21 protein-coding genes and 2 pseudogenes are annotated in these 23317 nt (G+C 69.4%); 16 read left to right on the top strand and 7 right to left on the bottom strand.

What is annotated here, in order from left to right:
* Positions 1-17: 17 nt before the first annotated feature.
* Genes BLU81_RS07420 through BLU81_RS07410 form a run of 3 tightly spaced genes read left to right on the top strand, consistent with a single transcriptional unit; the run spans position 18 to position 2290 of the window.
* Entirely contained in the window at positions 18-557 is a 540-nt protein-coding gene (locus tag BLU81_RS07420) for a PadR family transcriptional regulator (protein ID WP_092542824.1), read from the top strand.
* Positions 554-1510: a hypothetical protein gene (locus BLU81_RS07415; protein ID WP_092542822.1), complete on the top strand. Its 957-nt coding sequence runs from the start codon at positions 554-556 to the stop codon at positions 1508-1510. Before BLU81_RS07420 ends, BLU81_RS07415 begins: the two co-directional genes overlap by 4 nt.
* 45 nt (positions 1511-1555) lie before the next feature.
* On the top strand, positions 1556-2290 hold the full coding sequence (locus tag BLU81_RS07410) for a hypothetical protein (RefSeq protein WP_157751375.1): 735 nt from the start codon (positions 1556-1558) through the stop codon (positions 2288-2290).
* Between the two features lie 28 nt (positions 2291-2318).
* On the opposite strand, the gene BLU81_RS07405 is transcribed toward BLU81_RS07410, so the two are convergent.
* Positions 2319-2954, bottom strand: coding sequence for a class I SAM-dependent methyltransferase (locus tag BLU81_RS07405; protein ID WP_092542818.1), 636 nt, complete (start codon positions 2952-2954; stop codon positions 2319-2321).
* Positions 2955-3004: 50 nt separating this feature from the next.
* On the bottom strand, positions 3005-3778 hold the full coding sequence (locus tag BLU81_RS07400; protein WP_092542816.1) for a hypothetical protein: 774 nt from the start codon (positions 3776-3778) through the stop codon (positions 3005-3007).
* A gap of 380 nt (positions 3779-4158) precedes the next feature.
* On the opposite strand from BLU81_RS07400, the gene BLU81_RS07395 reads away from it, so the two are divergent.
* Positions 4159-5307, top strand: coding sequence for an MFS transporter (locus BLU81_RS07395; RefSeq protein WP_092542814.1), 1149 nt, complete (start codon positions 4159-4161; stop codon positions 5305-5307).
* A gap of 2 nt (positions 5308-5309) precedes the next feature.
* Positions 5310-6299 (top strand): zinc-dependent alcohol dehydrogenase, encoded by a 990-nt coding sequence (locus BLU81_RS07390; protein WP_231954272.1) that lies wholly within the window; start codon positions 5310-5312, stop codon positions 6297-6299.
* 5 nt (positions 6300-6304) lie between these two features.
* On the opposite strand, the gene BLU81_RS50330 is transcribed toward BLU81_RS07390, so the two are convergent.
* The gene (locus tag BLU81_RS50330; RefSeq protein ID WP_231954271.1) at positions 6305-7006 is read right to left on the bottom strand and encodes an SDR family NAD(P)-dependent oxidoreductase; all 702 of its coding nucleotides are present in this window, start codon (positions 7004-7006) and stop codon (positions 6305-6307) included.
* Between the two features lie 331 nt (positions 7007-7337).
* Here BLU81_RS50330 and BLU81_RS50325 point away from each other — a divergent pair, with 331 nt between their 5' ends.
* From BLU81_RS50325 to BLU81_RS07355, 6 genes are all read left to right on the top strand, one after another.
* Positions 7338-7745: a hypothetical protein gene (locus BLU81_RS50325; RefSeq protein ID WP_231954269.1), complete on the top strand. Its 408-nt coding sequence runs from the start codon at positions 7338-7340 to the stop codon at positions 7743-7745.
* A gap of 96 nt (positions 7746-7841) precedes the next feature.
* On the top strand, positions 7842-9392 hold the full coding sequence (locus tag BLU81_RS07375; RefSeq protein ID WP_157751373.1) for a hypothetical protein: 1551 nt from the start codon (positions 7842-7844) through the stop codon (positions 9390-9392).
* The gene (locus BLU81_RS07370) at positions 9377-9796 is read left to right on the top strand and encodes a hypothetical protein (protein WP_092542808.1); all 420 of its coding nucleotides are present in this window, start codon (positions 9377-9379) and stop codon (positions 9794-9796) included. The genes BLU81_RS07375 and BLU81_RS07370 overlap by 16 nt, the downstream gene beginning before the upstream one ends.
* Before the next feature lie 2 nt (positions 9797-9798).
* Positions 9799-10860, top strand: a complete 1062-nt coding sequence (locus BLU81_RS07365; RefSeq protein ID WP_092542806.1) for an FHA domain-containing protein — start codon at positions 9799-9801, stop codon at positions 10858-10860.
* 19 nt (positions 10861-10879) lie between these two features.
* Positions 10880-11671 (top strand): protein kinase domain-containing protein, encoded by a 792-nt coding sequence (locus BLU81_RS07360; protein ID WP_092542804.1) that lies wholly within the window; start codon positions 10880-10882, stop codon positions 11669-11671.
* Positions 11668-13653 (top strand): cation:proton antiporter domain-containing protein, encoded by a 1986-nt coding sequence (locus tag BLU81_RS07355; protein WP_157751372.1) that lies wholly within the window; start codon positions 11668-11670, stop codon positions 13651-13653. Before BLU81_RS07360 ends, BLU81_RS07355 begins: the two co-directional genes overlap by 4 nt.
* 14 nt (positions 13654-13667) lie before the next feature.
* Here BLU81_RS07355 and BLU81_RS07350 read toward each other — a convergent pair whose 3' ends face one another.
* On the bottom strand, positions 13668-14879 hold the full coding sequence (locus BLU81_RS07350) for an RNA-guided endonuclease InsQ/TnpB family protein (protein ID WP_092556730.1): 1212 nt from the start codon (positions 14877-14879) through the stop codon (positions 13668-13670).
* Between the two features lie 147 nt (positions 14880-15026).
* Here BLU81_RS07350 and BLU81_RS07345 point away from each other — a divergent pair, with 147 nt between their 5' ends.
* The 4 genes and pseudogenes from BLU81_RS07345 (at position 15027) to BLU81_RS07335 (ending at position 18811) form a co-directional block, all read left to right on the top strand.
* Positions 15027-16880 carry a serine/threonine protein kinase gene (locus BLU81_RS07345; protein ID WP_092542800.1) on the top strand — a complete coding sequence of 618 codons (1854 nt, stop codon included), beginning with the start codon at positions 15027-15029 and terminating at the stop codon, positions 16878-16880.
* Positions 16881-17046: 166 nt separating this feature from the next.
* A pseudogene (locus tag BLU81_RS51425) lies at positions 17047-17652 on the top strand (HNH endonuclease family protein); the annotation flags it as partial.
* Between the two features lie 147 nt (positions 17653-17799).
* Positions 17800-18147 (top strand): annotated as a pseudogene (locus BLU81_RS50315) (proprotein convertase P-domain-containing protein); the annotation flags it as partial.
* A gap of 76 nt (positions 18148-18223) precedes the next feature.
* Complete coding sequence (locus tag BLU81_RS07335) at positions 18224-18811, top strand: GNAT family N-acetyltransferase (RefSeq protein ID WP_197686144.1); 588 nt, start codon at positions 18224-18226, stop codon at positions 18809-18811.
* Positions 18812-19236: 425 nt separating this feature from the next.
* Here the strand turns inward: BLU81_RS07335 and BLU81_RS07330 are convergent, their stop codons facing one another.
* From BLU81_RS07330 to BLU81_RS07325, 3 genes are all read right to left on the bottom strand, one after another.
* Complete coding sequence (locus tag BLU81_RS07330) at positions 19237-19608, bottom strand: DUF2203 domain-containing protein (RefSeq protein ID WP_092542796.1); 372 nt, start codon at positions 19606-19608, stop codon at positions 19237-19239.
* A gap of 63 nt (positions 19609-19671) precedes the next feature.
* Positions 19672-19803: a hypothetical protein gene (locus BLU81_RS51420; protein ID WP_269460999.1), complete on the bottom strand. Its 132-nt coding sequence runs from the start codon at positions 19801-19803 to the stop codon at positions 19672-19674.
* Between the two features lie 186 nt (positions 19804-19989).
* Positions 19990-21546 carry a S8 family serine peptidase gene (locus tag BLU81_RS07325; RefSeq protein ID WP_307833821.1) on the bottom strand — a complete coding sequence of 519 codons (1557 nt, stop codon included), beginning with the start codon at positions 21544-21546 and terminating at the stop codon, positions 19990-19992.
* A gap of 192 nt (positions 21547-21738) precedes the next feature.
* Here BLU81_RS07325 and BLU81_RS07320 point away from each other — a divergent pair, with 192 nt between their 5' ends.
* Positions 21739-23310 carry an AAA family ATPase gene (locus BLU81_RS07320; protein WP_092542794.1) on the top strand — a complete coding sequence of 524 codons (1572 nt, stop codon included), beginning with the start codon at positions 21739-21741 and terminating at the stop codon, positions 23308-23310.
* Positions 23311-23317: the final 7 nt, after the last annotated feature.

Genomic DNA, 23317 nt, shown 5'->3' with positions numbered 1-23317 from the left:
CCTATAGGGTGGGCGCTATGCCGTTGGACGCCGCCCGCAACAGTCTCGTGCTGCCGATCCTCGGGCTGCTCGTCGAGCAGCCCGCCCACGCCTACGAAGTCACCAGCCGCTTGGAGGCCCGCTACCCACACCTCAAAATCCGCCGCAGCAGCGTGGTCACACTGTTGAAATCGCTGGCCGACGGCGGTCTTCTCCTCGCCGGCACCCCGGAAAGCGTCGCCGGCCGCCCGGCCAGGACCATCTACCGTCCCACCGATGCCGGGATCACCCTGTTCCGTTCCCGGGTTCGCGAAGCACTCACCGAAACGGCGCCCGCCTCGGCCGATTTCCTCACCGCCGTGGCGTACCTGGGAATCCTGCCCGCCGCCGAAGCGATCGCCGTGCTGCGCGCTCGCGCCGAACGCCTGCGCCGCGAAACACCGGCGCTCCCGCCCGGCCTACCCGAAATCCAGATGATCGAGGCCCACTACTGGCTGCGCGTACTGGCCACCGAGATCACCTGGCTGACCGAGACCGCCGACCGGCTCACCGGCGGCGACCTGGAGGTGCTCGCATGAGGTTCGGTATCTACATCGGCAGCCGCGCCGGAGCCACCTGCGCCGACCCCGCTGATCCACTTCGGATCGGCCCACTGATCGACGACCTGTCCGGCGGGCAGCCGTTCGTGATCCGCGAATATGTCCGCTGGTGCGGCGGCAATACCGCCCTGGAACAGCAGATCGGCGCCTCCGGCGACCTCGACCACCTGACCATGCCCGACGACTGGTACGTCACCGGCGGCCGCGAACTGGACCTCGTGCTCAGCTACCTGCCACCGGTCGCCGACCTCGATGGCTGGCTCGCCTTCATCGACCGGGCCCTGGACCGCTACGGCCACCTCGTCAGATATCTCCAGGTGACCCTCGAACCGAACTTTCCCATTCCGCACATCGACGGCAGCTCACCCGGCGTGCTCGCCGCCCTCACCGAAGGCCTGCCCCACGCACGCACCCGCGTGAGCGAGGGCGTCCAGGTCGGCTTCTCCCTCGCCGAACCCGCCGAATGGCTCGGCGGCGACGACGACTTCTGGAGATCCCTCAACGCGATTCCGTACGCCGATTTCGCCGCACACGTCGACTATGTGGGCCTCGGCCTCTACCCGGACGGCTTCTCCCCCCACGACGACGTGCACGGCGCCACCCTGCACGCGCTGGGCCACCTCCGCCACCGCCTTGCCGAAGCACACTTCCCCACCGGTCTGCCGATCCACATCGCCGAAGCCGGCAGCCCGAGCGGGGCACACCGCACACCCACCGGCCAGGTCTCCTCCCTGACCGCGTTGATCGACGCATCCGCCGCCGCTGGGGCCGCGCAGTTCGAGCTCTTCGCACTCTCCGACGCCGACTCCGCCGCGGACTCCCCACTCGGCACTTTCGGCCTCTGCACCGGCGGCTACCTCCCCAAACCGGCCTACGAGACCTATCGATCCCAGATCAAGGCAGCACCTCACCAGCAGAGATCCCGGCCGTGACCGGCTGCGAACACACGGGTTGTCCCACCCGCCTACTGTGGCGGCGTGATGGCCGTCGCGACTGTGGCGTTCTGCATCGGCGGGCTCCTGATCGCCGCCTCCGGAATCTTCGTCCTGCTCATGCTCAGCGATCTGCGCGCACTCTGGATCCTGCGCCGCCGCCGCCCCGCCCCAGCCGGGGCTGTCGGCCCGGTGGCGTTCGAGGCCACCACCGAATACGGCCCCGCCGGACCCCAGACGGCACCACTGAGCGGCGAGGACTGCACATGGTTCCGGCTGACCGTGCTCCGCACACCCAGCCGCGCGACAGCCGACTCGGACCACGACGTCCTCCTGGAGATCGAGTCCCCCACCTGGCCGGTGATCGCCGACCGTGGCCACCACGTCCCCGTCGACCCGCGGCTGGTGGCCCCCGGCGCCCTCCATGATCCGATTCAGACCGAGCCCCGGATCACGATCACCACGACCGTGGAACAGGTCCCGCCCCCGCCGATCGTCCCCGCTTCGATCTTGAACGACATGCGAAAGAACGACCGGCTCCGCCTGATCGAGGTACGGGTACCGCGAGCCGTCCCCGTCTTCGCCACCGGACGGGTGACCGCCCGCGGCCTGCGCCCGTCCCGTCTGGGCCTGACGATCCTGACTCCCGGCACCCGAGCCGGAACACTCGCCACCCACCAGAACTCGATCCGCACCGGCCGTACCATCGCCGCGGCCTTGTTCCTGCTCGGCCTGCTCCTGGCCACCCCGTCCGCGGTCTGGCTGTCCCCACTGCTCTGACCCGGCGCAGGACCTCCGCAAGGCCCGATCAGCCGGCGCTCGGACGTCGCAGGGTCAACGACTGGAAGCGGAAGCCACGCCCGGTATCGACCGGATGGAAATCCACCACGTCGAACCGCGCGGCGACGGCGAAGCCGAGTAACTGTTCGTCGGTTCGCGACGAGAAGAAGCGCGGCGGCACGTGCTGGTCATCGTCGAGAGGACCCTCGGCACTTTCGCCGCCGTACACCCCGACGAAGAAGAGACCACCGGGACTCAGAACCGCTCGGATCGACTCCAGGACCGCGGGCAGGTCACGGTTGGGCACATGCAGCAGGCAGTTCATCGCGAACACCGCGTCGAAGGAGCCGGCCGGCAAGTCCAGGTGCAGGAAGTCCATCACGTGAGCTTCGATGCCCTTGGCCCGGCAGTGCTCGACCATCACCGGCGACAGATCAGCCGCGACGACGGCAAATCCCTCCTTCCGAAAGGAGGCGCTGTCCTGCCCGGTACCCGCACCGACCTCCAGCACCCGCGCACCCGGCGCCAGCCGGTCGCGGAACGCCTGGCGCTCCGCCAACTTCCACGGTTCCTTGGTGGTCCCGTCCCGCCAGGCCGCGCGAGCATCGTACGCCTGGCGCAGCGGTTCCAGAATCTCGTCATATCGGGGGTTCATATCGAGCATTATCTCCACACGGGGCGGGCCCTCGAACCACCCACCGATGAGACTTCTGCTTATCGGGCCATCCGCTCATCCATCACCTTGCAGAGTTCGCGGAACGCCTCGTCCCTCTGGAAATCATTCGGCCACCCGAACTCCCGGTAGAGCTGCCGAGTGTATCTAATATCCAGGTCGCTACCCCACCAGCGATCGCTTTGCATCAGAACTTCTTCCTCGCTCACCGTTTCGTCTGACTCAAAACGATGCAGGTCCGCTATTGTGATCACTTTCATCTCGGCGTGCGGGATGGGGACGATCTCCAGATTCCGGTACTTGTTCTTCAAGTCCTCGAAGTATTCTTTGAGATCCCAGATGGAGTTTTCATTCCCACCTCGGATCTCCGCTTCGACGGCTTTGCCCTCCAGCGCGTCGATGAAAACAGTCCGGCCGCCACTCTCGTAACCAGCAGCGAGGATGAAGACGTGGTCGGGCGCAGACTCGTCGTCGCTCTCTTCGTCCTCCCTCTCCCAGAGGTCTTCCTGCTCCGTGAGTTCCTCGCGATCGAACGTGGTGTAGTCAAGCAGGCAACATTTGTAGTGAATTTGCCCCAAACTGTCGTGCCGGGTCGCCTCGCCGCCGAGGAACGGGAGGTTCCTCATCACTTCGACGACGAGATCGGACTTGAAATCGGCACAGTTCTCAGGCGTGTAACCGGGCCACCCTCCCGGCGGGGGCATATAGAGATGGTCACGGTCGCGGTGCAGGGTCGTCAGAAAGGTCAGGAAGTCCAGTACGACGGCGACCGTATCGGCGGCCGAATAAACTGGAGTTCTTCCGTCGTCCTGCATTTTGCGTCCTTTGTGGTGACAATTATCGGGATGGGCGACGCGCATCTTACCAGATACGGTTGGCGTCACCATTTCCAATGCCTCTGGCCAATGGGTTCAGGCGGCAGCCACCTTGACTTCCGCCATTCACCATAGATGGCGGTCATCCAGGTGATCGAGGAGAGATCGCAAGGAGGCGGCTGCCTACGCCAGCCGCCGCCCGGCGGTGCCGGATGCTTCACCTCGGCACGCTCCGCGGTCAGGGTGCGTTTTCGCGGAGGCGGGCGCCCCGGCGGTCCGGGCGGATCGCGTACCTCGCGGGACGGAAACGGGGCTGTGGCCGGGCGTACCGAAAGGATGGATCTTGACCTTTTCGCTCTTCCCGTAAGAGGCTCGCGGGCGTGAAGCGCCTACTTCCGGCGGCGGCCGTTTTTCTCGTCGCACTCTGTCTGCGGCCCGCCATCACCGCGGTGGGGCCGGTGCTTCCGCAGGTCGGCGTAGGTGTGGGGCTTGGCGAGAGTGCTCTGGGGCTGTTGGGAGCGCTGCCGTTGCTGGCGTTCGCGGTGGTGTCGCCTCAAATCCATCGGGCTTCCGGGCGGCTCGGGATGGAACGGGCGGTGCTGGTGGCGCTGCTGGTGCTCGCGGTCGGCGCGGTCGTGCGGTCCTGGACGGGGGTGGTGGGGCTGTGGGTGGGAACCGTGATCATCGGGTGTGCGATTTCGGTCGGGAACGTGCTCGTGCCGGCCATCGTGAAGCGCGACTACGCGGCGAACATGTCGCGGGCTACCGGGTCCTATACCGCGTTTCTCACGGTGGCGGCCGCTACGGCTTCGGCGGTGGCGGTGCCGATCGCGGACGCGGTGGACTGGCGGCTGGCGCTCGGGGTGTGGGGTCTGCCGGCGCTGGTCGTCGCGGCGGCCTGGGCACCGCGGGCCCGTAGCGTGCCGGAGCGTGAGCCGATTCGGACAACCGGCGATGTCGCGGTGTGGCGGCAGCCTCGGGCTTGGTGGATCACCGCGTTCATGGGGTTGCAGTCGACGAGCTTCTACGTGCTGGTCACGTGGTTGCCGACGATCGAGGTCGCGAACGGGGTGCCGGAGCGGACGGCGGGGGTGCATTTGTTCGTGTTTCAGGGCATGGGCATCGTCGGCGGGCTGGCTATTCCATTGCTGTTGAACGGCTGGCCGCGACTGGGCGCGGTAATGGCGAGCCTCCCGATGGTCCTGGCGGTAACCGGGCTACTACTGACCCCGCATCTGGCAGTGCTGTGGGCAGCGATAGCCGGAATCGGTCAGGGCGCCGCCCTGGTAACCGCGTTGACACTGATCAGCCTGGGCGGAACCACCGACGCGGCGACCACCCGACTGTCGGGAATGGCGCAGTCGTTCGGCTACCTGCTGGCGGCCGCCGGCCCGGTCGCGGCGGGCGTGCTGGCCGAACGCACCGGCGGCTGGCGATCGGCCCTGGTCATGGTGATCGCGCTGGGCCTGGTCCAGGTGGTCGCGGGGGCGGCCGCCGGACGATCCCGCGAGCAGGTCCTAAGATCGTGATCATGATGCGTGCGCTGGTACTCACCGGGCCCGGCAAGGCCGAGGTCCAGCAGGTGCCCGAACCGGTCGCCGCAGTCGGCCAGGTGATCGTCGACGTGGAACGGGCCGGGGTCTGCGGCACCGACGTGGAGCTGTTCACCGGCGAGATGAGCTACCTGCACAGCGGTGTCTCGTCCTATCCGCTGCGGCCGGGGCACGAGTGGTCCGGCACCGTGCGCGCGGTCGGCCCCGGTGTCGACGAGTCGTGGGCCGGCCGCCGCGTCACCGGCGACACGATGATCGGTTGCGGACACTGCCGCCGCTGCATCGCCGGCCGTCACCACGTCTGCCCGGACCGGCACGAGCTCGGCATCCGCGACGGTCTCGCCGGGGCGCTGGCCGAGCAGCTGGCGTTCCCGGCCGCCTACCTGCACGCGCTCCCCGACACCGTCGACGCCACCGCCGGAGCGCTCGTCGAACCGGCCGGCAACGCCCAGCGCTGTGTCGACGCCGCCGCCCTCGCCCCCGGCGAACGTCTACTGATCCTCGGTACCGGCACGATCGGCCTGCTCACCGCCATGCTGGCGCGGGCTCGCGGTATCGAGGTGCATCTGCTCGGTGAGCGCGCGGGCCGCGACGACGCGTGGACTCGCGAGACGCTGCCGGATCTGCCGTGGGACGCGGTCGTCGACGCTTCCAACGGTCCCGAACTGCCCGGACTCGCCGTATCCCTGGTCGAACCCGGCCGTCGTGTCGTCTACATCGGCCTGTCCGGCACCCCCAGCCTGATCGACACGCGCGACGCGGTGCTCAAGGACGTCACCACGGTCGGCATCCTGGGCGCGTCGGCCGGTCTGGCCCCGGCGATCGCGGCTTTCGCGTCCGGTTCGGTCGACCCGCGCCCGCTGGTCGCCGCGACGGTCGGCCTGGGTTCAGCCGCCGAGATCCTGGCCGGTCGCCGTCCGGCGGGCAGCGCGACCGGCCCCAAAATCTTGATCAACCCCCAGCTCTAGTACGTCTACCAGCGCAGCCTCGGACCGTCCAGCGACAGATAGCTCGGGGACTCCGGCCCGCCCCGCTCGATCAACTCAGCCAGCCGGGCCGCCGCCCTCTCCGGCGAGGTGTCGGCGTCGATCGAGGCCATCGCCGTGGTGAGCGCCCCCGGATGCACGGCCCAGCAGCGCACCTGCCCGGCCAACTCCTGGGCCAGAGCGATCGTCAGCATGTTCTGGGCGGCTTTCGAGATCCGGTAGGCGTAACTGCTCCGCCGGTCCGCGAACCGCCCCTCAGCCTGGGCGCTCAGCGACCCGAGCCGCGACGTGACGTTGACGATCAGCGGGTCGGGCGTCTTCTCCAGCAGCGGCAGCAGCGCCTGAACGAGCCGCATCGGCCCGGCGACGTTGACGTCCACCGCACTCAGGATCGTGGCCGGGTCAGCGATCTCGATCGGCTCGGCCGGAGCCCCGATCCCGGCGTTGTTGACGAGCACGTCGATCGGCCCGTCCCCGAACAGCGCCGCGTCGACCGGGTCGCGCACGTCATGGACGACGGTCCGGATCCGCGGGTGGTCGAGTGATCCTTCGCGGACACCGGCGATGACGTGCCACCCGCGATCAGCGAGTTCCAGGGCGAGCGCCCGCCCGAATCCACGACTCGCGCCGGTGACCACCGCCGTCCGAGCCGGCCCCGCTTCCGTCACCGCCGGTTCTCCCGTCGTCAAAACCAGTCTCCTCAAACGAGCCGATACGCGCCTCCCAGACCCAACCGCCCGGCCGCCCCGGCTGCAAGGCGAAGTGCACGGCCTCACAGCTGCGACGACAATCGCCGGGTGACCACCGACCGCGAGTTCTGGATGTCTCTTCCCGCCGAGGTGCAGCGCCTCGTCGACGACGTGCTCCCCCACGGCTCGATGGCCGCTGCTCAGGTGCTGCGGGAACACGACCCCCGGCTGGGGCCGGCCCGCATCATGGACGTGATCGCGGGCGGTCGCGCATCTGAAGCGACCGCTGTTCGTCGGCACCCGGCAGGATCGCTGGGCGACCGCCGACCGAGTGGCGTGGGCGGAATCGGACGCCGTCTTCCGGCCGGAGTTCACCGCGCTGGCGGCACGACTGCGCGGGGCCCTGGATTCCGCGGACGAGCGGGAACCCGCCCAGTTGATCCACGGGGACCTGGCCGGAAACATCCTTTTCGCGCCGCTCCTGCCACCCGCGGTGATCGACGTGTCCCCCTATTGGCGGCCGGTGTCGTTCGCCGAGGGCATGATCGTCGCCGACGCCCTGTGCTGGCACGACGGCCCGCCCGACCTGCCGGCCAGGCTGGGGGTTCCGGTGTCGGCGGTGGCGCGGGCGCTGCTGTTCCGGATGGTCACCACCAACGAACGCCCCGGTCTCGACAGTTCCACGATTCAGGCCGAAGCGGCGCTCTATCACCGGACTGCGACGGCTCTCGGTTTCTGACGGGCCGGCGCCACGCGGGCGCCGGGACTTTGCTGGGCTGTGGTAATCATGTGCCCGTCGAGCGACAGGTAAATGTGTCGATGGGAAAGAACACCAATGGAATCCAGAGACACCGGCATGCCCGGGGAGCTGACACCGCGGCTCCTGGAAGGTCCCCTGTGGACGGACGCGATGGTTCAGGAGTCGGGCATCGAGGTGCGCGACATACCGTTCGTCACCGTCGGCGGTGGGATCGGGTCGTTCGTCACCGTCGACTACCTGCGAATCGCCGGGGTGCCGACGGACCAGATCGCCGTGCTGTCGAACATCGACCATCCGTGGCAGACCTATCAGTATCTGACCCGGGTGTCGCAGATTCCGGTGCCGGAGCGGATCCGGTCGGATTCCTCGTCGCGGCCGGACAACATCTGGGGCTTTCCGTCGTACGCGCTGTCGGAGGCCTGGCAGGACCGCAGTCTCCGGCCGCTACTGCACGTGCTCGGTGAGCCGATCTTCGCCGACTACTGGACCCCACGGGCCGGGGCGGTGTTCGCCAGCCTGCAACGGGAGTCGGCGCGGATCGCGTACCCGGAGATGCTCGTCAAGGGTGTGGTCCGGATGGTCCGCCGCCGGGCCGGCGGCGGCTACTTCACCATCCTCACCCCGCCGGCCGGGACCACCGCGACCAAACGTGTCGCCTACCGGTCTCGGTTCGTGCACATCGCCGTCGGCTATCCGGGGCTGAAGTTCCTGCCCGACCTGCAGGCGTTCCGGGAGACACACGGCGACTTCCACCACGTGGTCAACGCCTACGAGCCGCACGAGCACGTGTACGAGTACCTGAAGACCACGCCCGGCACCGTGATGGTGCGCGGCGGCGGGATCGTCGCGTCGCGGGTGCTGCAGCGGCTGATGGACGACCGCGAGAAATTCGGTCTGCGGACCGAGATCGAGCACGTCTTCCGGACGTTCGTGACCGGCTCGCACGGCCCGCACCGCTGGTCGCGGCGTAAGGGCGGGCACGGGTTCGCCTACCAGGGCTTCAACTATCCGAAGTCGGTGTGGGGCGGGCAGCTCAAGGCGAAGATGCGGAAGCTGGACGGCGAGGAGCGGGCCGCCGAGTACCGGCGCATGGGCGGCACCAACACCCCGAAACGGCGCCGGTGGCAGCAGCAGATGCAGGCCGGACGGGACGGCGGCTGGTACCGCGCCTACCGGGGCCTGGTCGAACAGGTGCAGCCGGGCAACCGGCTGACCAGCATCGTGCAGCGCGACGACGGCGTGCAGCGGATCGCTTCCGACTTCATCATCGACTGCACCGGGCTGGAAGCCGACATCGCCGACCACCGGCTGCTCAACGATCTGCTCACCAACGGTGGAGCCGGGCGCAACCCGCTGGGCCGCCTCGAGGTCGAGCGGACGTTCGAGGTCAAGGGCACGGCCAACGGCGACGGCGCCCTGTACGCCTCCGGAACCGCGACCCTCGGCGGCTACTTCCCCGGCGTCGACACGTTCCTCGGACTGCAGGTGGCGGCGCAGGAGATCGCCGACGACCTGGCCCGGCGCGGCTGGGCACCCCGGCTCGGGCCGCTGCGCTCGACCGCCCAGTGGATTCGCTGGAGCCTCAACCGGCCGGTGGAAGGAAGTGCCGCATGGTCCCGATCCTGATCGGCCGCATCCAGACCAGGTTCTTCCTGATCGCGCTGGTCGGCTCACTGATCACCCTCGTCCTGGTCCCGCTGCTGCCCCTGAGCCATCGGGACGCGTTCGTGGTGCTGGCGGCGGTCGCGGTGATCGGCGTCGGCTGGGAGCTGCTGTACCACCTGCTGATGCAGTTCCGCTGGGAGAAAGATTGGCCGACGCTGTTCGGACTGCTCACCGGCGTACCGGAAGGGCTGCTGCTCTGGATCCTGCTGAAGGCCGGTGCGGTTCCGCTGATCGGGGCGGCGCCTGCGGGATGGGCCTTCGCCACGCACTTCGGGGTGGTCTGGGTGGCGGTCTGGCTTGCCGCGAACGGGCCGATGCGGGTGCCGTTCCTGCGCTGGCGGTTCCGGGGCGGGAGGCTGGTGTGAGCATGCGGGTACAACCACTGCCGGGCGCCGGGCTGGTCATCCGGACCGGCCCGCTGCTCGCGGTCTGCGCGGACGGCGGCGCCCAGACCGACGCTCTGCTGGCGCTCGTCCGGGAGGTCGCCGCCGAGGCCGAGGGCGCCGACGGCTCGGTGCTGATCGCGCGGCTGGCCGGTCGGCTCGGCGGCGATGGTCCGGATTGCGCGGTCGCCGCTCTGGGTGAGAACCCCGCCGTTCTGGTACGCGGGAGCGCGGCCGCTGTGGCGGACGGCAGGCAGGGCACGGTCGAGTTGCAGGGGCCGATGCTGCAGTTCCGGACGATCGACGGCCCGTTGTCGACGTTACGGCTCAGTCTGCCGGGCAGTGGGGCGCCGGATCCGCGGACCTCTCTCGAAGCCGGGGTGGTCAGCGGCGCCGGCCTCGAGGCACAGCCGGCACAGCCGGTGACGCCGATGGACCAGCCGGTGGCCCCCGCCGGCCGGGCCGTGATGCCGGCCCGCCGGCCCGACCGGGCGGTTCCGTTCGAGGCAGTCCTCCTGCTGCCCGGATATGCTCCCGATCCCGGTCCCGCCCCCGAACCGCCGCCCGCTACCCAGGCCCTGGTCGAAGGGGTGTACTGCCGCGACGACCACTTCAACGACCCGGATCAGCGGTACTGCCAGATCTGCGGCATCTCGATGGCCCAACTGACCCAGGTGTCCCGGCTCGGGCCGCGGCCGCCGCTGGGGGTGCTGCTGCTCGACGACGGCAGCACGCTGCGCCTGGACACCGACTACGTGGTGGGCCGGGAGCCCGACACCGACGACGACGTCGCCGCGCAGCGGGCCAACCCGATGCGGATCACCGGCCCGGCCAGCGGCGTGTCCCGCCGCCACGTGCGGGTGCGGCTCACCGGGTGGCACGTCGCCGTGGTGGACCTGAACTCGGCGAACGGCACCTTGCTGCACCGCCCCGGCGCCGCCGGGCCCGAACAGCTCACCCCCGGCGTGCCCGCCGTGATCACCCCGGGCACCCGGATCGACATGGGACCGCGATGGTTCCGCTACGAGTCTCACCGCAACACGTAGACGTGAGGGACATCAACAGGTGCAGGGAATCGCAGACTACGACTTCATCCGACCGCTCGGCTCCGGCAACCACGGGCACTTCTTTCTAGCCCGGCGCCCGCGCCGGCTGCCGGTGGACGTCGAGTTCGTCGCCGTCAAGGTGCTGCACGCCGAGTCCAGCGACGTGGCGTTCCGCCGGGCCACCCGGGAGCTGGCCGCGTTCGCGGCGGTGCGCTCCCCGTACCTGGTGACCCCGATCGACGCGGGACAGCAGGACGGCGTCTTCTTCTACTCGATGGAGTACCTGCCCGCCGGGTCACTCGCCGACCCGGCCGAGCCGTACACCACGGTCCAGGGTCTACGGGCGCTGGCCGCTGCCGCGCGGGCCGCCGCGGCCCTGCACGCGGCGGGCATCGCGCACCGCGACATCAAACCGGGCAACGTGCTGCTTCATCCGGACGGCGGCAGGCTCTCCGACCTGGGGCTGTCCCAGGTGTTCGCCGCGGGGGTCACGGTCACCGGGATGGGTGGTCTCGACGCGATCGAGTACGTCGACCCGGCCCTGCTGCTGGGCGGTGCCCCGGGTCCGGCCGGCGACGTGTGGTCACTGGGTGTCGTGCTGCACCGGGTGACGACCGGGACCGGCGTCTACGGGGATCTGCCCGAGTCCGACGGCCTGCTCGCCCTGCGCCGCGTGCTGTCCACCACCCCACGGGTCAGCGACAGCCTGCCCGGACCGGTCGCCGACCTGGTACGGGAGTGCCTCGGCCCGGCGGACCAGCGGCCGGACGCCGCCACCCTCGCCGACCGCATCGACGGGATCCAGCCGTGACCTCACACGCGGTGGGTCAGCTGCTGCTCGGCCTGGCGGTCATCATCGTGCTGGCGCGGGCCCTGGGCGCGCTGGCCCGCAAGATCGGCCAGCCGCCGGTCATCGGCGAGATCATCGCCGGCATCCTGATCGGGCCGAGCATCTTCGGCACCCTGGTCAGTGACCGGCTGTTCCCGGCCGACGTCCGTCCCGCACTGGCCGGACTGGCCAACGTCGGCCTGGTGCTGTTCATGTTCATCGTCGGCTACGAGCTGGACCAGACCCTGGTCCGCGGCCGGCAGCGGATCGCGGTCAGCGTCTCGATCGGCTCGATCCTGGCACCGCTCGGGCTCGGCGCCGTGCTGGCGCTGTGGCTGGCCGGACGCCACGACGTCACCGACATCCTGCCGTTCACCCTGTTCCTCGGTGCGGCCATGGCGGTCACCGCGTTCCCGGTGCTGGCCAGAATCGTCGCCGACCGGGGCCTGATCCGCACCGAGGTCGGCGGCCTGGCCCTGGCCAGTGCGGCGGTCGACGACGTGATCGCCTGGTCCCTGCTGGCGGTGGTCGTGGCGGTCGGCACCGCCGACGGCGGCCTGCCCTGGCAGGTGCTCGGCATCATCCCGTTCCTGGTCGTGATGTTCCGCTGGGTCCGGCCGCTGCTGCGGCGCCTGGTGGTGGCCCGCGAGCGTGCCGGGCGGCTCACCCCCGACGTCCTGGCCGTGATCCTCGCCGGGCTGATGATCTCCTGCTACCTCACCGAGATCATGGGTCTGCACGCCATCTTCGGCGCGTTCGTGTTCGGGGCGGTGATGCCGCGGGCCGGTGGTGAGGCGCTGCGCCACGAGATCCTCGAACGTCTGGAACAGGTCAGTGTGCTCCTGCTGCTACCGGTGTTCTTCGTGGTCGCCGGCCTGCAGGTCGACCTCTCCACCGTCGACGGCAGCGCACTGCTGGAACTGGCGCTGATCCTGCTCGTGGCGATCAGCGGAAAGTTCATCGGCGCGTACGCCGGAGCCAGGCTGAACCGGGTCGGGGCACGGCAGGCCGGCGCTCTGGCGACGCTGATGAACACCCGCGGCCTGACCGAGATCGTCATCCTGTCCGTCGGGTTGCAACTGGCCATCATCGACCAGCAGATCTTCTCGATGATGGTGGTGATGGCCCTGGTCACCACCATGATGGCCGGCCCGCTGCTCGGGTGGATCTACCCGAGGCGCATCGCCGACCGTGACGTCGCCGAAGCGGAACGGGCGGCACTGCGCGGCACCGCCGGGTACAAGGCGCTGGTGGTGGTGCCGGACGCGGAGGCCCGCGCCGCAGCGGTCCTGGACCTGGCGACCGCGCTGGTCCGGTCCCGCCGGCCGGCGACTCTCGCACTGGCCCGGTTGGTGCCGTACCCGGCCGCCCCGCTGGAGATCGGCAACGGCCTGCTGGAGATGAACCAGGCGATGACCGAACTGACCGCTCTGGCGGCACGCGCCGGGAACGGCCCGGACGTGCCGGTGGTGGCCCGGTTCAGCAGCAATCCCGCCGACGACCTAGCCGACATCGTCCGCTCGGGGGAACCCGACCTGGTCGTGATGGCCGACGGGCAGCCGGGTGGCACGCCGCTGACCGGCACGGTCATCACCCTCGTCGCGGCTCTCCCGGCGCCGGCCGGTGTCGTGATCGCCCGTCTCGGCGCCACCCGGGCGGACGCCGTGCTGCGAACGGCCGCAGAGCTGGCGGCGGCCTACCAGGTCACGCTGGTCGTCGACGCGGAACCGCCGGTCGCCCGCCGTCTGGTGACGACCGTGCGGGAACTGCGCCGGCACGGCCTGACCGTCCGGGAGGGACGGGGAGACGGCGGACCGGACGGGGCGATGGTCGTGGCGGCGGACTCGACGGCAGGCGCTAATGTCGTGGTCCTTGCCGACGGTGGGGCCGATGAGGCCCCGGCCACGTGGGCGCCCCGGCTGGGGACAGCGAATCAGGAAGCGACACAGGTGAACAGCGCTTGACATCCTCCCCGCCTTCAAGGGGCGGGGATTCCGGCGGTCGCCCGCCGGGTTTCCTGATTCACAGCCTGCCGCCCCGCACGGAGGTTTCCCCGTTGAGGTCTTACACCAGCTCCACAGGCAGCAACCGCCAGCCCGGCGGCCAAAATGTTTCTCGCCGCGTTGACGTCGCGGTCGTGGCTGACACCGCATCCGGGGCATGCCCACGTTCGTACGTCCAGCGGCAGCTTGTCCATGAGGTGCCCGCAGTGCGAGCAGAGTTTCGTCGACGGGTACCAGCGGTCGATCACGACCAGGTCCCGCCCATACCAGCTGCATTTGTAGGTCAGCAGTTCCCGGAACAGCGACCAGGCTGCGTCGGAGATGCTCCTGGCCAGACGGTGGTTTTTGACCATGTTGCGGACGGGCAGGTCCTCGATCACGAGCGTTTGTGTCTCACGCACGAGTCGAGTCGTCAGCTGATGCAGATGGTCACGCCGCCGGTCAGCGGTCCGGGCATGGATCCGGGCGACCTTGAGCCGGGCCTTGTCCCGATTCCTGGAACCTTTCTCCTTACGGGCCAGCACACGCTGCGCGCGGGCCAGTCTCTTACGGTCGGCGCGTTCGTGGCGGGGATTGTCGATCTTCTCCCCGGTCGACAGGGTGATCAGATGGTTCAGGCCGACATCAATCGCGACCGCCGTGTCGGTGGCGGGCAGGGTGGCGATGGTGTCGTCGAACAGCAGCGACACGAACCAGCGACCAGCGCTGTCGCGCGACACCGTCACGGTCGACGGCGTACACGCTTGCGGCACCGGCCGCGACCACACGATTTTCAGAGGTGTGGTCATCTTGGCCAGGGTCAGTTCACCGTCACGCCAGCGGAAGGCCGAGGCGGTGAACTCCGCCGACGCCTTCGACCGGCGTTTGGACTTGAACCGCGGATAACGAGCCCGCTTCTCCCAAAACGCCACGAACCCGCCCTGCAGATGCCGCAGACACTGCTGCAACGGCACACACGAAACCTCGTTCAGAAACGCCGACTCCTCCGACTTCTTCCACACCGTCAACATCGCACTGGTCGCCGCGTAGTTCACCCGTTCGTGGCGCTCGGACCAGGCAGCGGTACGGGCTTCCAGTGCCAGGTTGTAGACCTTGCGCACACACCCGAACGTCCGCACCAGCAGGTCGGCCTGCTCGGACGTCGGATAGAAGCGGAACTTGTACGCCCGCTTCACGAGGGTGCTCATCCACATTAGATAGCACGCCTGTCCGATAGTGGTCCTGCGGGGGATCCGGCGCACACGCCGACCCGCCTCGACTATCCCCGACTTGCACCGCAGGGCACTCCGTTTCCTCCCCGGCCCGAAGGCCGGATTGTCCACGAAAGGAATCTGATGACCGATCCCACCGGGCCGGTGGACGGCAGTCCGTTGAAGCCGGGCGACCCACGGCACATGGGACGTTACGAGCTGATCGGGCGGCTCGGTGAGGGCGGCATGGGCACGGTCTATCTGGCCGTGAACCCGGAGGGCCGCCGTGTCGCGGTGAAGGTCATCAAGGCGGGGCTGGCCGACGATCCGCAGTTCCGGCAGCGGTTCCGCAGCGAGGTCGAGCGGGCGCAGGCCGTGCCGCCGTTCTGCACCGCCGAGGTCCTCGACGCCGACCCCGAGCATGAGCAGCCGTACCTGGTCGTGGAGTACGTCGACGGCCCCAGCCTCGCCACGGTCGTCGCCGAGCAGGGGCCGCTGAGCACACCCAACCTGCACGGTCTGGCCATCGGTGTGGCGACGGCCCTCACCGCGATCCACGGCGCCGGGGTCATCCACCGCGACCTCAAACCCGGCAACGTCCTGCTCGCCCCGGGCAGCCCGAAAGTGATCGACTTCGGGATCGCCCGCGCGGTCGAGCAGGCCACCGAGCTCACCCGCGCCGGTCAAGTGGTCGGCACGGTGACCTACATGGCCCCGGAACGCTTCGACGAGGACTCCGCCCGTTCCCTGACCCCGGCCGCCGACATCTTCGCCTGGGGCGCGGTGATCGCCTACGCCGGGACCGGCCGCAGCCCGTTCGCCGCCGACATGCCGCACATGGTCGCGGTCCGCATCATGACCATGCCACCGAACCTGGACGGGTTACCCGGATCGTTGCGGGGCCTCGTCGAACAGGCCCTAGCCAAGGACCCGGCGGACCGGCCCACCGCCCGGGAACTGCTGGACCGGCTTCTGCACTCCGGCCCACAACGTGCTGGTGACGCCACGTCCGTACTGAACCAGCGGCCGGCACTGCGCGAGGCGGTGGCCGACGCCCAGGCCGCCGACGACAGGCATGCCGTGGCGAGCCCGGCTTCGGTGACGACCCGGTTCCATCCGCGGCAGCCCCCGGTCGACGAGGCTCCAGTCGACGAGGCCGGTCCCACGGTGGCCGTGCACGCCGCCGGTGTTCCCGGGTCGGAGACGACCAGATGGGTCGAGGCCCGGCCGCCAGCCGAAACGCCGAAGCCCCGGCAAGGTCTCGGCCGGACGGCCTCCGTCGTGCTGGCCTTCACCGCGGTCGTCGCGGTGTCCTTGCTCGCGGGGATCGCCTCCGGCCTCATCCCGGTCAACCGTGACGACACCCGCCAGGGCGTTTCCGGAGCGGCCTCCCAGCCGCCGGTCTCCCCCTCCGGCACGGCGGAGAAGGCGCCCGAGAGGGAGTCGGCCGTCGCCGACCCGCTGACCGCTCAGAAGAACTGGCGGGTGGTGCAGGACAAGACGAACAAGGCATCCTGCTCCTTCGACGGCGCTCTGGTGGTGACGAAGAAGTCGCCCGGGCCGTATCGCTGCCTCGGACCACGCCGGACCTTCCGCGACTTCACCGTCACGGTGACGACCCGGCTGCTGACCGGGGAGGGCTGTGCGGCGGTGTGGCTGCGTTTCGGCAAGTTCAGTGCGTCATCCGACACGGAGGCGGGCCACCTCTTGGCGGTCTGCGCCGACGGCTACCGCCTGATGACCCACGGCCTCGACGACGGCAGCGACATGACCGAACTGACGACATTCCACTACGCCGCACCGGCGGCACAGGGCGACCCGATCACCGTCGGCGTCACCGCCGAGGGCGACGAGCTGACCTTCACTCACGACGGCGAAAAGCTCGGAACCTGGCAGGACTCGCCCTTCACCGAGGGCCGCATCGTCCTGGGCGTCCTGAACACCTCCGACCAGCTCCCCGCAGAGGTCGCCTTCAACGACATCGACATCCGCATCTGACCCACGGCCCGCAGCTCACGTCAGCGGTCGGGCGTGGGCCGGGGGCCGTGGCATACCGCGGCCCCGATGGCCCAGCTGGCATGAAACATTTCCGTTGATCGATGCAATCCGGACCCGGTGAGGGCTCAGAATCTCAGAAACCCCCTGAGGAACCGGAGAAACCCCCATGATCCGGAAACGTCTAGCCCTCGTCATCACCGCCGCGGCAGCCCTGGCGAGTGGGCTGGTGGCCGTCGTCGTGACGGCCGGGCCCGCCGCGGCGGCCACCGTCTCGCAGCCGCTGCGCACGATGGTCGCCAACCTGCCGGTGGCCACCGAGGTGCGCACCGGCTACGACCGGGACCTGTTCAACCACTGGATCGACGCCGACAGCGACGGCTGCAACACCCGTTACGAGGTGCTGATCGCCGAGGCCACCACCGCGCCGAGCGTCGGCTCGGGATGTGCGCTCAGTGGCGGCGCCTGGCTCTCCTACTATGACGGCGAGACCTGGACCGACCCGTCGGACCTGGACATCGACCACATGGTGCCGCTGGCCGAGTCGTGGGACTCCGGGTCCCGGAACTGGACGTCGGCGCAGCGGGAGGCCTACGCCAACGACATCGGCGACGCCCGGCCCCTGGTCGCGGTGACCGATAACGTCAACCAGTCCAAGAGTGATCAGGATCCGGCCGAGTGGATCCCGTCGCTGGCGAGCGTGCGCTGCCGTTACATCACCGAGTGGACCGCGGTGAAGACCCGCTGGGGCCTGACCGTGGACACCGCCGAGAAGTCCGCGCTGACCACCTATGCCGCGGCGTGCACCAACAGCACGGTCACGGTGGTGACGGTGATCGGCGGCGGAACCACGACATCCCCGACGATCACGACGTCACCGACCGCTACCGCATCACCGACGGTCACCGCGACCGGAGGCACGTGCACCGGCAGTAACGGGACCGACGTGACTGTTCCGGACGCGGGCGCGGCGGTGGCCAGCTCGATCACCATTTCGGGTTGCTCCCGCACGGCGGCGTCGGCGACGTCGACGGTCTACGTCAACGTCGTGCACACCTTCCGCGGCGACCTGTCGATCTGGCTTTACGCCCCCGACGGCAGCTATTACATCCTCAAGGCGGCCAGCAGTTCGGACAGTGCCGCGAACGTCGACACCACCTACACCGCGAACCTGTCGAGCGAGACCGCGAACGGCACCTGGAGCCTGAGTGTGAAGGACAACTACTCCGGCGACACCGGCTATCTGAGCACCTGGACGCTCACAGTTTAGGAAAGTGTGATTCCGGCGACTGTGACGCTCCTAATGAGAAGGGTCGCAGTCGCCGGGTTTGTGGCACTCTTCCCCGGTGTCACAGTCACACCCCGACGTACGCATCCTGCATCTGACCCCCGCGGCGTTCCACGCGCTAGCCGACGGCGATGCGGCCACCGCCGCTACCGTCATTCCGGTTCCGGTCACCCCCTACCTTCTCGGCCCCGAATGCGGCCCGGTCTGGCGCATGCGTGCCGCCCAATGCGACGCTGATCCACGCGCCGCAGCCTGGGTGACCGGTCTGATCTGGGCCGGTTCGCTCAACAAGGCGGTCGGCGCCGCCGGATTCCACGGCCCACCGGATTCCACCGGCGTGGTCGAGATCGGTTACGGCATCGACCCCGACCACCGCGGTCACGGTTATGCCCGGACCGCCCTCGATGATCTGCTGTCCCGGGCGATCCGCGACCCCCGCGTCAACCGGGTCCGGGTCAGCATCTCCCCCGACAACGTCGCCTCGCGCTCGCTGGCCACCGGTTTCGGCTTCCGCCAGATCGGCGAACAATGGGACACCGAAGACGGTCTCGAACTCGTCTACGAACGCCCCGCCCGCTGGCCCGAGGTCCGCTGCGCGATCCGCCGCCCCGCCGACCAGAGGCGTCTGGCGTCCCTCTCCCGGTGACTTCCTAGACCCTTCTCCGGTACGCCCCACAAAACGGTCCCGCCTCGCCCCGCGAGGCGGTTCCCGGCGAACGGCCGACCCGCGACCGCCGGGCCGAATGCGATGCTCACCGCCCAGCGGTCCCCCATTCAGCCCGGCGCCCGGCCGGTCAGAACCCGGCGGCCGACAGCCGCCGCATTCAGCCGTGCGCCCACCGGGTCACCGCATTCGGCCCGGCCCGCGGTCAGTCGTCGCATTCGGCCGACGCCCCCGCGGCCACCGCATTCGGCCGGTGTGCCGGGACCACCGCATTCGGCTGGCGTAGCGGCGGCCACCGCATTCGGCCCGGCGGCCGCGTCGTCGGCCGTGACCAGCTGCCATCTCGCGCGGTGTGGACGGGACCGTTTCGTGGGGCGTACCGGAAAAGGGTTTGGATCTCGGTTGAACTAGGTGGTTTCGGGGAGTGGGCGACGGCCGCCGAAGCCGAGGTCGGCGCGGTGGTACCAGGTGATGTCGGCGTCGCCTTCGAGCCAGCACAGCAGAACGGGAACGCCGTCGAGATCGGCGGGGAAGTCCAGCAGCAGTGGGGCGACGCCCTTGAGTGCGGCGCCGGTCTGCTGGATCTCGGTCATCAGTTCGTTGAGACGGGCCTCGGTGAATTTGCGCTCCGGCAGGCCGCCGAGCGTGGTGGGTTCACCGCCGGGTACCAGGGCCGCGGAGAGTTCCACCATGTCGGCACGGAGAGTGATGATCTCGGCGATGACGGGCCGTAGTTTCACGAGTTCGAGTCGCGCTTCCGGCAATGTGAACAAACCCATGATCAGAGTGTGTCACCCCCACGCCGAGGCGCCCGGACCCCGCGCCGCCGGAGAACGACCGGGTCAGCGGTCCGCGGGACGGAAATGGAACGCCGAGTGGATCGCCGTCGCCGAAGGGTCCAGGCCTTCGATGCCGGTGAAATCCGCGAGCCTGGCCAGCGCGGACTCCGCGGTGGTGACGTCATCGACCGACACCCGGATGCCGTCGAAACCGAGCGGTCAGGGCGTCCTCGTCGGTCACCCCGGGGCTATGCCACGGACGGCGTTTCCGCAAGGCCCCGGCGTTTCGGGGCGCGAGGGCGTCGGCCTTACCGGCGGCCACCCAATGGTGATCGGGCCCGGCGAGTGGTCGCCGGGCCCGATCACTTCGGGGGAACGGGGTCAGACCGTGAGGGTCCAGGAGTTGATGGTGCCGGTGTCCGAGGAGTAGACGTCCTGGACCTTGAGCTGCCAGGTGCCGTCGGCAGCCTCGCTGGACAGGTTCGCGGTGTAGGTGGTGTTGACGTTGTCGGTGCTGTCCGAGCTGCTGCTGGCCTTCAGCGCGTAGCTGGTGCCGTCCGGGGCGACCAGTGCGATGGTCAGGTCACCGCGGTAGGTGTGGGTGATGTCGACCGCGATCGACGAGGCCGACGAGGCCGAGCGGCCGCAGCCGGAGACGGTGATCGAGCTGGTCACCGCGGAACCGGCGTCGGGGATGCTGACGGCGGTGCCGTTGGTGCCGGTGCAGCCGGTGGGGGTGGGGGTCTCGCCTCCGCCGCCGGTGCCGACCTGCAGGAGCAGGTTCGGCGAGCCGGTGCCGGGGCTGGTGACCTTGCTGGCGACCGCGTTGGTGGTCAGGGTCGAGGCGACCTGGGCGGGGGTGTAGGACGGGTTGTCCTGCAGGACCAGGGCGGCCGCGCCGACGACGTGCGGGGTGGCCATCGAGGTGCCGCTGATGGTGCTGGTCGCGGTGGTGCTGGTGTACCAGGCCGAGGTGATCGACGTGCCGGGCGCGAAGATGTCCAGGACGCTGCCGTAGTTGGAGTAGCTGGCGCGGGCGTCCGTGCTGGCGGTCGCGCCGACCGTGATGGCGCTGGTGACACGGGCCGGGGAGTAACTGGACGCGTTGGCGTTGTCGTTGCCGGCCGCGACGCCGTAGGTGATGCCGGCCGCGATCGAGTTCGACACGGCGGTGTCGAGGGTGGTGCTGGCGGCGCCGCCGAGGCTCATGTTCGCCACGGCCGGTTTGATCGCGTTGCTGGTGACCCAGTTGATGCCGGAGATGACGCCGGCCGTGGTGCCGCTGCCCTCGCAGTCGAGGACCCGGACCGCGACGAGCTGCACTTGTTTGGCCACGCCGTAGGTGGAGCCGCCGACGGTACCGGCGACGTGAGTGCCGTGGCCGTTGCAGTCGGTGGCGTTGCTGTCGCTGTCGACGAAGTCGTAACCGCTGGTCGCGCGCCCGCCGAACTGCGAGTGCGTGGTCAGGATGCCGGTGTCGATGATGTAGGCGTGCACGCTCGACGCGGTGTTCGGGTACGTGTAGGTGGTCGACAGCGGCAGGCTCGCCTGGTCGATCCGGTCCAGGCCCCAGGTGGCGCCGGTCTGGGTGCCGGCGGCCAGGCGGATGATCTGGTTCTGTTCGACGTAGGCGACGGCCGGGTCGGCGGCCAGTTTCGCCGCGTCGTCGGCATCGATCCTGGTTTCGAAGCCCTTGATCGCCTTCGCGTAGACCTCTTCGACCGTGCCGTCGTACCGGCCGGCGAGTGTGGTGGCCGTCGTGGTGGTGCCGTCCTTGAGGACGACGATGTAGCTGCCCTCGATGGCGTCCGGTGAACCGGCGGCCAGGATGGTGCCGGTGGGCTCGGCGGCGACGGCGGGCGTGCCGTAACCGACGATCGCGCTCAGCCCCAGCGCGAGGAGGCCCGCGCTCGCTGCTGACGTGCGGTGGAGTGTCACGTCCCCTGTTCCTCTCGATCGGTGTGGAAGAGGAGCCGTTTGCCCCCAAACGGCTTTCGGAGTCGAAAATTACCGGCGCAACCATCGAAGCTGATAGATCTCATCAGGCTCAGGGGAGTCGTGCTATGCCCGCACATTTCGCGCGGCAGCCACAAGCGGGAATTCCCTTGCCGGTCGTGCGAACATGGCGGCATGAACCACAGGTCCTTCGCGGCGACCTTCGCGCAACTGCTGAAGGCCCGGTTCCCGATCCTCTACCTGGAGTCGTTCGAAGAGCAGCGGGCCCTGCACGAGATCGCGGCGATCGCCCGGGACACCGACCAGGTGCGGATTCCGCGCGGGGTGTGGACGTGGACGGCCACCCGCGGCCTGATCCACCAGGACGGGCAGCCCCGAGCCGGCGGTCTGCGACCGGTCGACGCGCTGCAGGCGATCCAGCGCATCGAGGAGCCGGCCGTCTTCGTCTTCCGTGACCTGCATCCGCTGCTGCAGGACGGGCAGTACCCGCAGAACATGGAGCCGGTCCGGCTGCTGCGCGACATCGCCCAGGTGTTCCGCAGCGGCCTGCACCCGCGCACGCTGGTGCTGCTCTCCCCGGTTCTGGCGATCCCGGCCGAGCTGTCCAAGGACGTCACGATCGTCGACTACCCGCTGCCCGGCGAGACCCAGCGGCGGGTGCTGCTGGAAACGATGATCAGCTCGAACACGGCCAGCGGCCGGCTGCGGGTCGACCTGGACGAGACGGGGCGTGAACGGTTCGTCGCCGCGGCGGCCGGGCTGACGATGCAGGAGGCGGAGAACGCGTACGCCCGGGCCATGGTCAACAGCCCGGTGCTGGACCTGGACGACCTGGACATCGTGCACGACGAGAAGCGTCAGACCGTACGAAAGTCGGGCTTGCTGGAGATCGTCACCACCGACACCGTGCTCGACGACGTCGGCGGTCTGGAGAAGCTGAAGGCCTGGCTGGTCAAACGCAACGGATCGTGGCTCGCCGACGCCGCCGACTACGGGCTGCCCGTCCCGCGCGGGGTGCTGATCACCGGTGTGCCCGGCTGCGGCAAGTCACTGACCGCGAAAGCCGTCGCCGCCGTCTGGAACCTGCCGCTGCTGCGCCTGGACATCGGCCGGGTCTTCTCCGGTCTGGTCGGATCCAGCGAGCACAACATGCGGACCGCGCTGCGTACGGCCGAGGCGATCGCGCCGTGTGTGCTGTGGATCGACGAGATCGAGAAGGGGTTCGCGTCCGGGACGGGTGACTCCGGCACCGGCTCCCGGGTGTTCGGCACCTTCCTCACCTGGATGCAGGAGAAACAGCATCCGGTGTTCGTGATCGCCACCGCCAACGACTTCGAGGGCCTGCCGTCGGAACTGCTGCGCAAGGGCCGGTTCGACGAGACGTTCTTCGTCGACCTGCCCACCCGGGCCGAGCGGATCGCGGTGTGGCAGGTGCATCTGCGGCGGGCGATGCGCCATCCCCGGGCCGCCGGTGGACTACCGGAGGGCGACGAACTGTTCCTCGAACTGTCCGGGCTGACCGAGGGGTACTCCGGCGCCGAGATCGAACAGGCCGTCACCGCCGGGCTGTTCGACGCCTTCTCCGAACGGCGTCCGCTGAGCCGCGACGACCTGGTGCGCGCGGTGATGAGCATCGTGCCGCTGAGCGTCACCCAGGCCGAACGCCTCGACGCGCTGCGCGGCTGGGCTCGCACCAGGGCGGTTTCGGCAACCGGCACCGACGACTGGGACATGTCCGGGCGGTAAGGTGTCG

The organism is Actinoplanes derwentensis, from assembly GCF_900104725.1.
Lineage (GTDB): Bacteria > Actinomycetota > Actinomycetes > Mycobacteriales > Micromonosporaceae > Actinoplanes > Actinoplanes derwentensis.
The sequence above is the reverse complement of the archived record's forward strand: the minus strand, read 5'-3'. Positions and strand labels throughout refer to the sequence as shown.

Excerpts from the sequence above, each read along its gene's own strand:
- BLU81_RS07420 (WP_092542824.1), top strand. The coding sequence starts at position 18 with ATGCCGTTGGACGCCGCCCGCAACAGTCTCGTGCTGCCGATCCTCGGG.
- BLU81_RS07415 (WP_092542822.1), top strand. The coding sequence starts at position 554 with ATGAGGTTCGGTATCTACATCGGCAGCCGCGCCGGAGCCACCTGCGCC.
- BLU81_RS07405 (WP_092542818.1), bottom strand. The coding sequence starts at position 2,954 with ATGCTCGATATGAACCCCCGATATGACGAGATTCTGGAACCGCTGCGC.
- BLU81_RS07400 (WP_092542816.1), bottom strand. The coding sequence starts at position 3,778 with ATGCAGGACGACGGAAGAACTCCAGTTTATTCGGCCGCCGATACGGTC.
- BLU81_RS07390 (WP_231954272.1), top strand. The coding sequence starts at position 5,310 with ATGATGCGTGCGCTGGTACTCACCGGGCCCGGCAAGGCCGAGGTCCAG.
- BLU81_RS07375 (WP_157751373.1), top strand. The coding sequence starts at position 7,842 with ATGGAATCCAGAGACACCGGCATGCCCGGGGAGCTGACACCGCGGCTC.
- BLU81_RS07370 (WP_092542808.1), top strand. The coding sequence starts at position 9,377 with ATGGTCCCGATCCTGATCGGCCGCATCCAGACCAGGTTCTTCCTGATC.
- BLU81_RS07365 (WP_092542806.1), top strand. The coding sequence starts at position 9,799 with ATGCGGGTACAACCACTGCCGGGCGCCGGGCTGGTCATCCGGACCGGC.
- BLU81_RS07350 (WP_092556730.1), bottom strand. The coding sequence starts at position 14,879 with ATGAGCACCCTCGTGAAGCGGGCGTACAAGTTCCGCTTCTATCCGACG.
- BLU81_RS07345 (WP_092542800.1), top strand. The coding sequence starts at position 15,027 with ATGACCGATCCCACCGGGCCGGTGGACGGCAGTCCGTTGAAGCCGGGC.
- BLU81_RS07330 (WP_092542796.1), bottom strand. The coding sequence starts at position 19,608 with ATGGGTTTGTTCACATTGCCGGAAGCGCGACTCGAACTCGTGAAACTA.
- BLU81_RS07320 (WP_092542794.1), top strand. The coding sequence starts at position 21,739 with ATGAACCACAGGTCCTTCGCGGCGACCTTCGCGCAACTGCTGAAGGCC.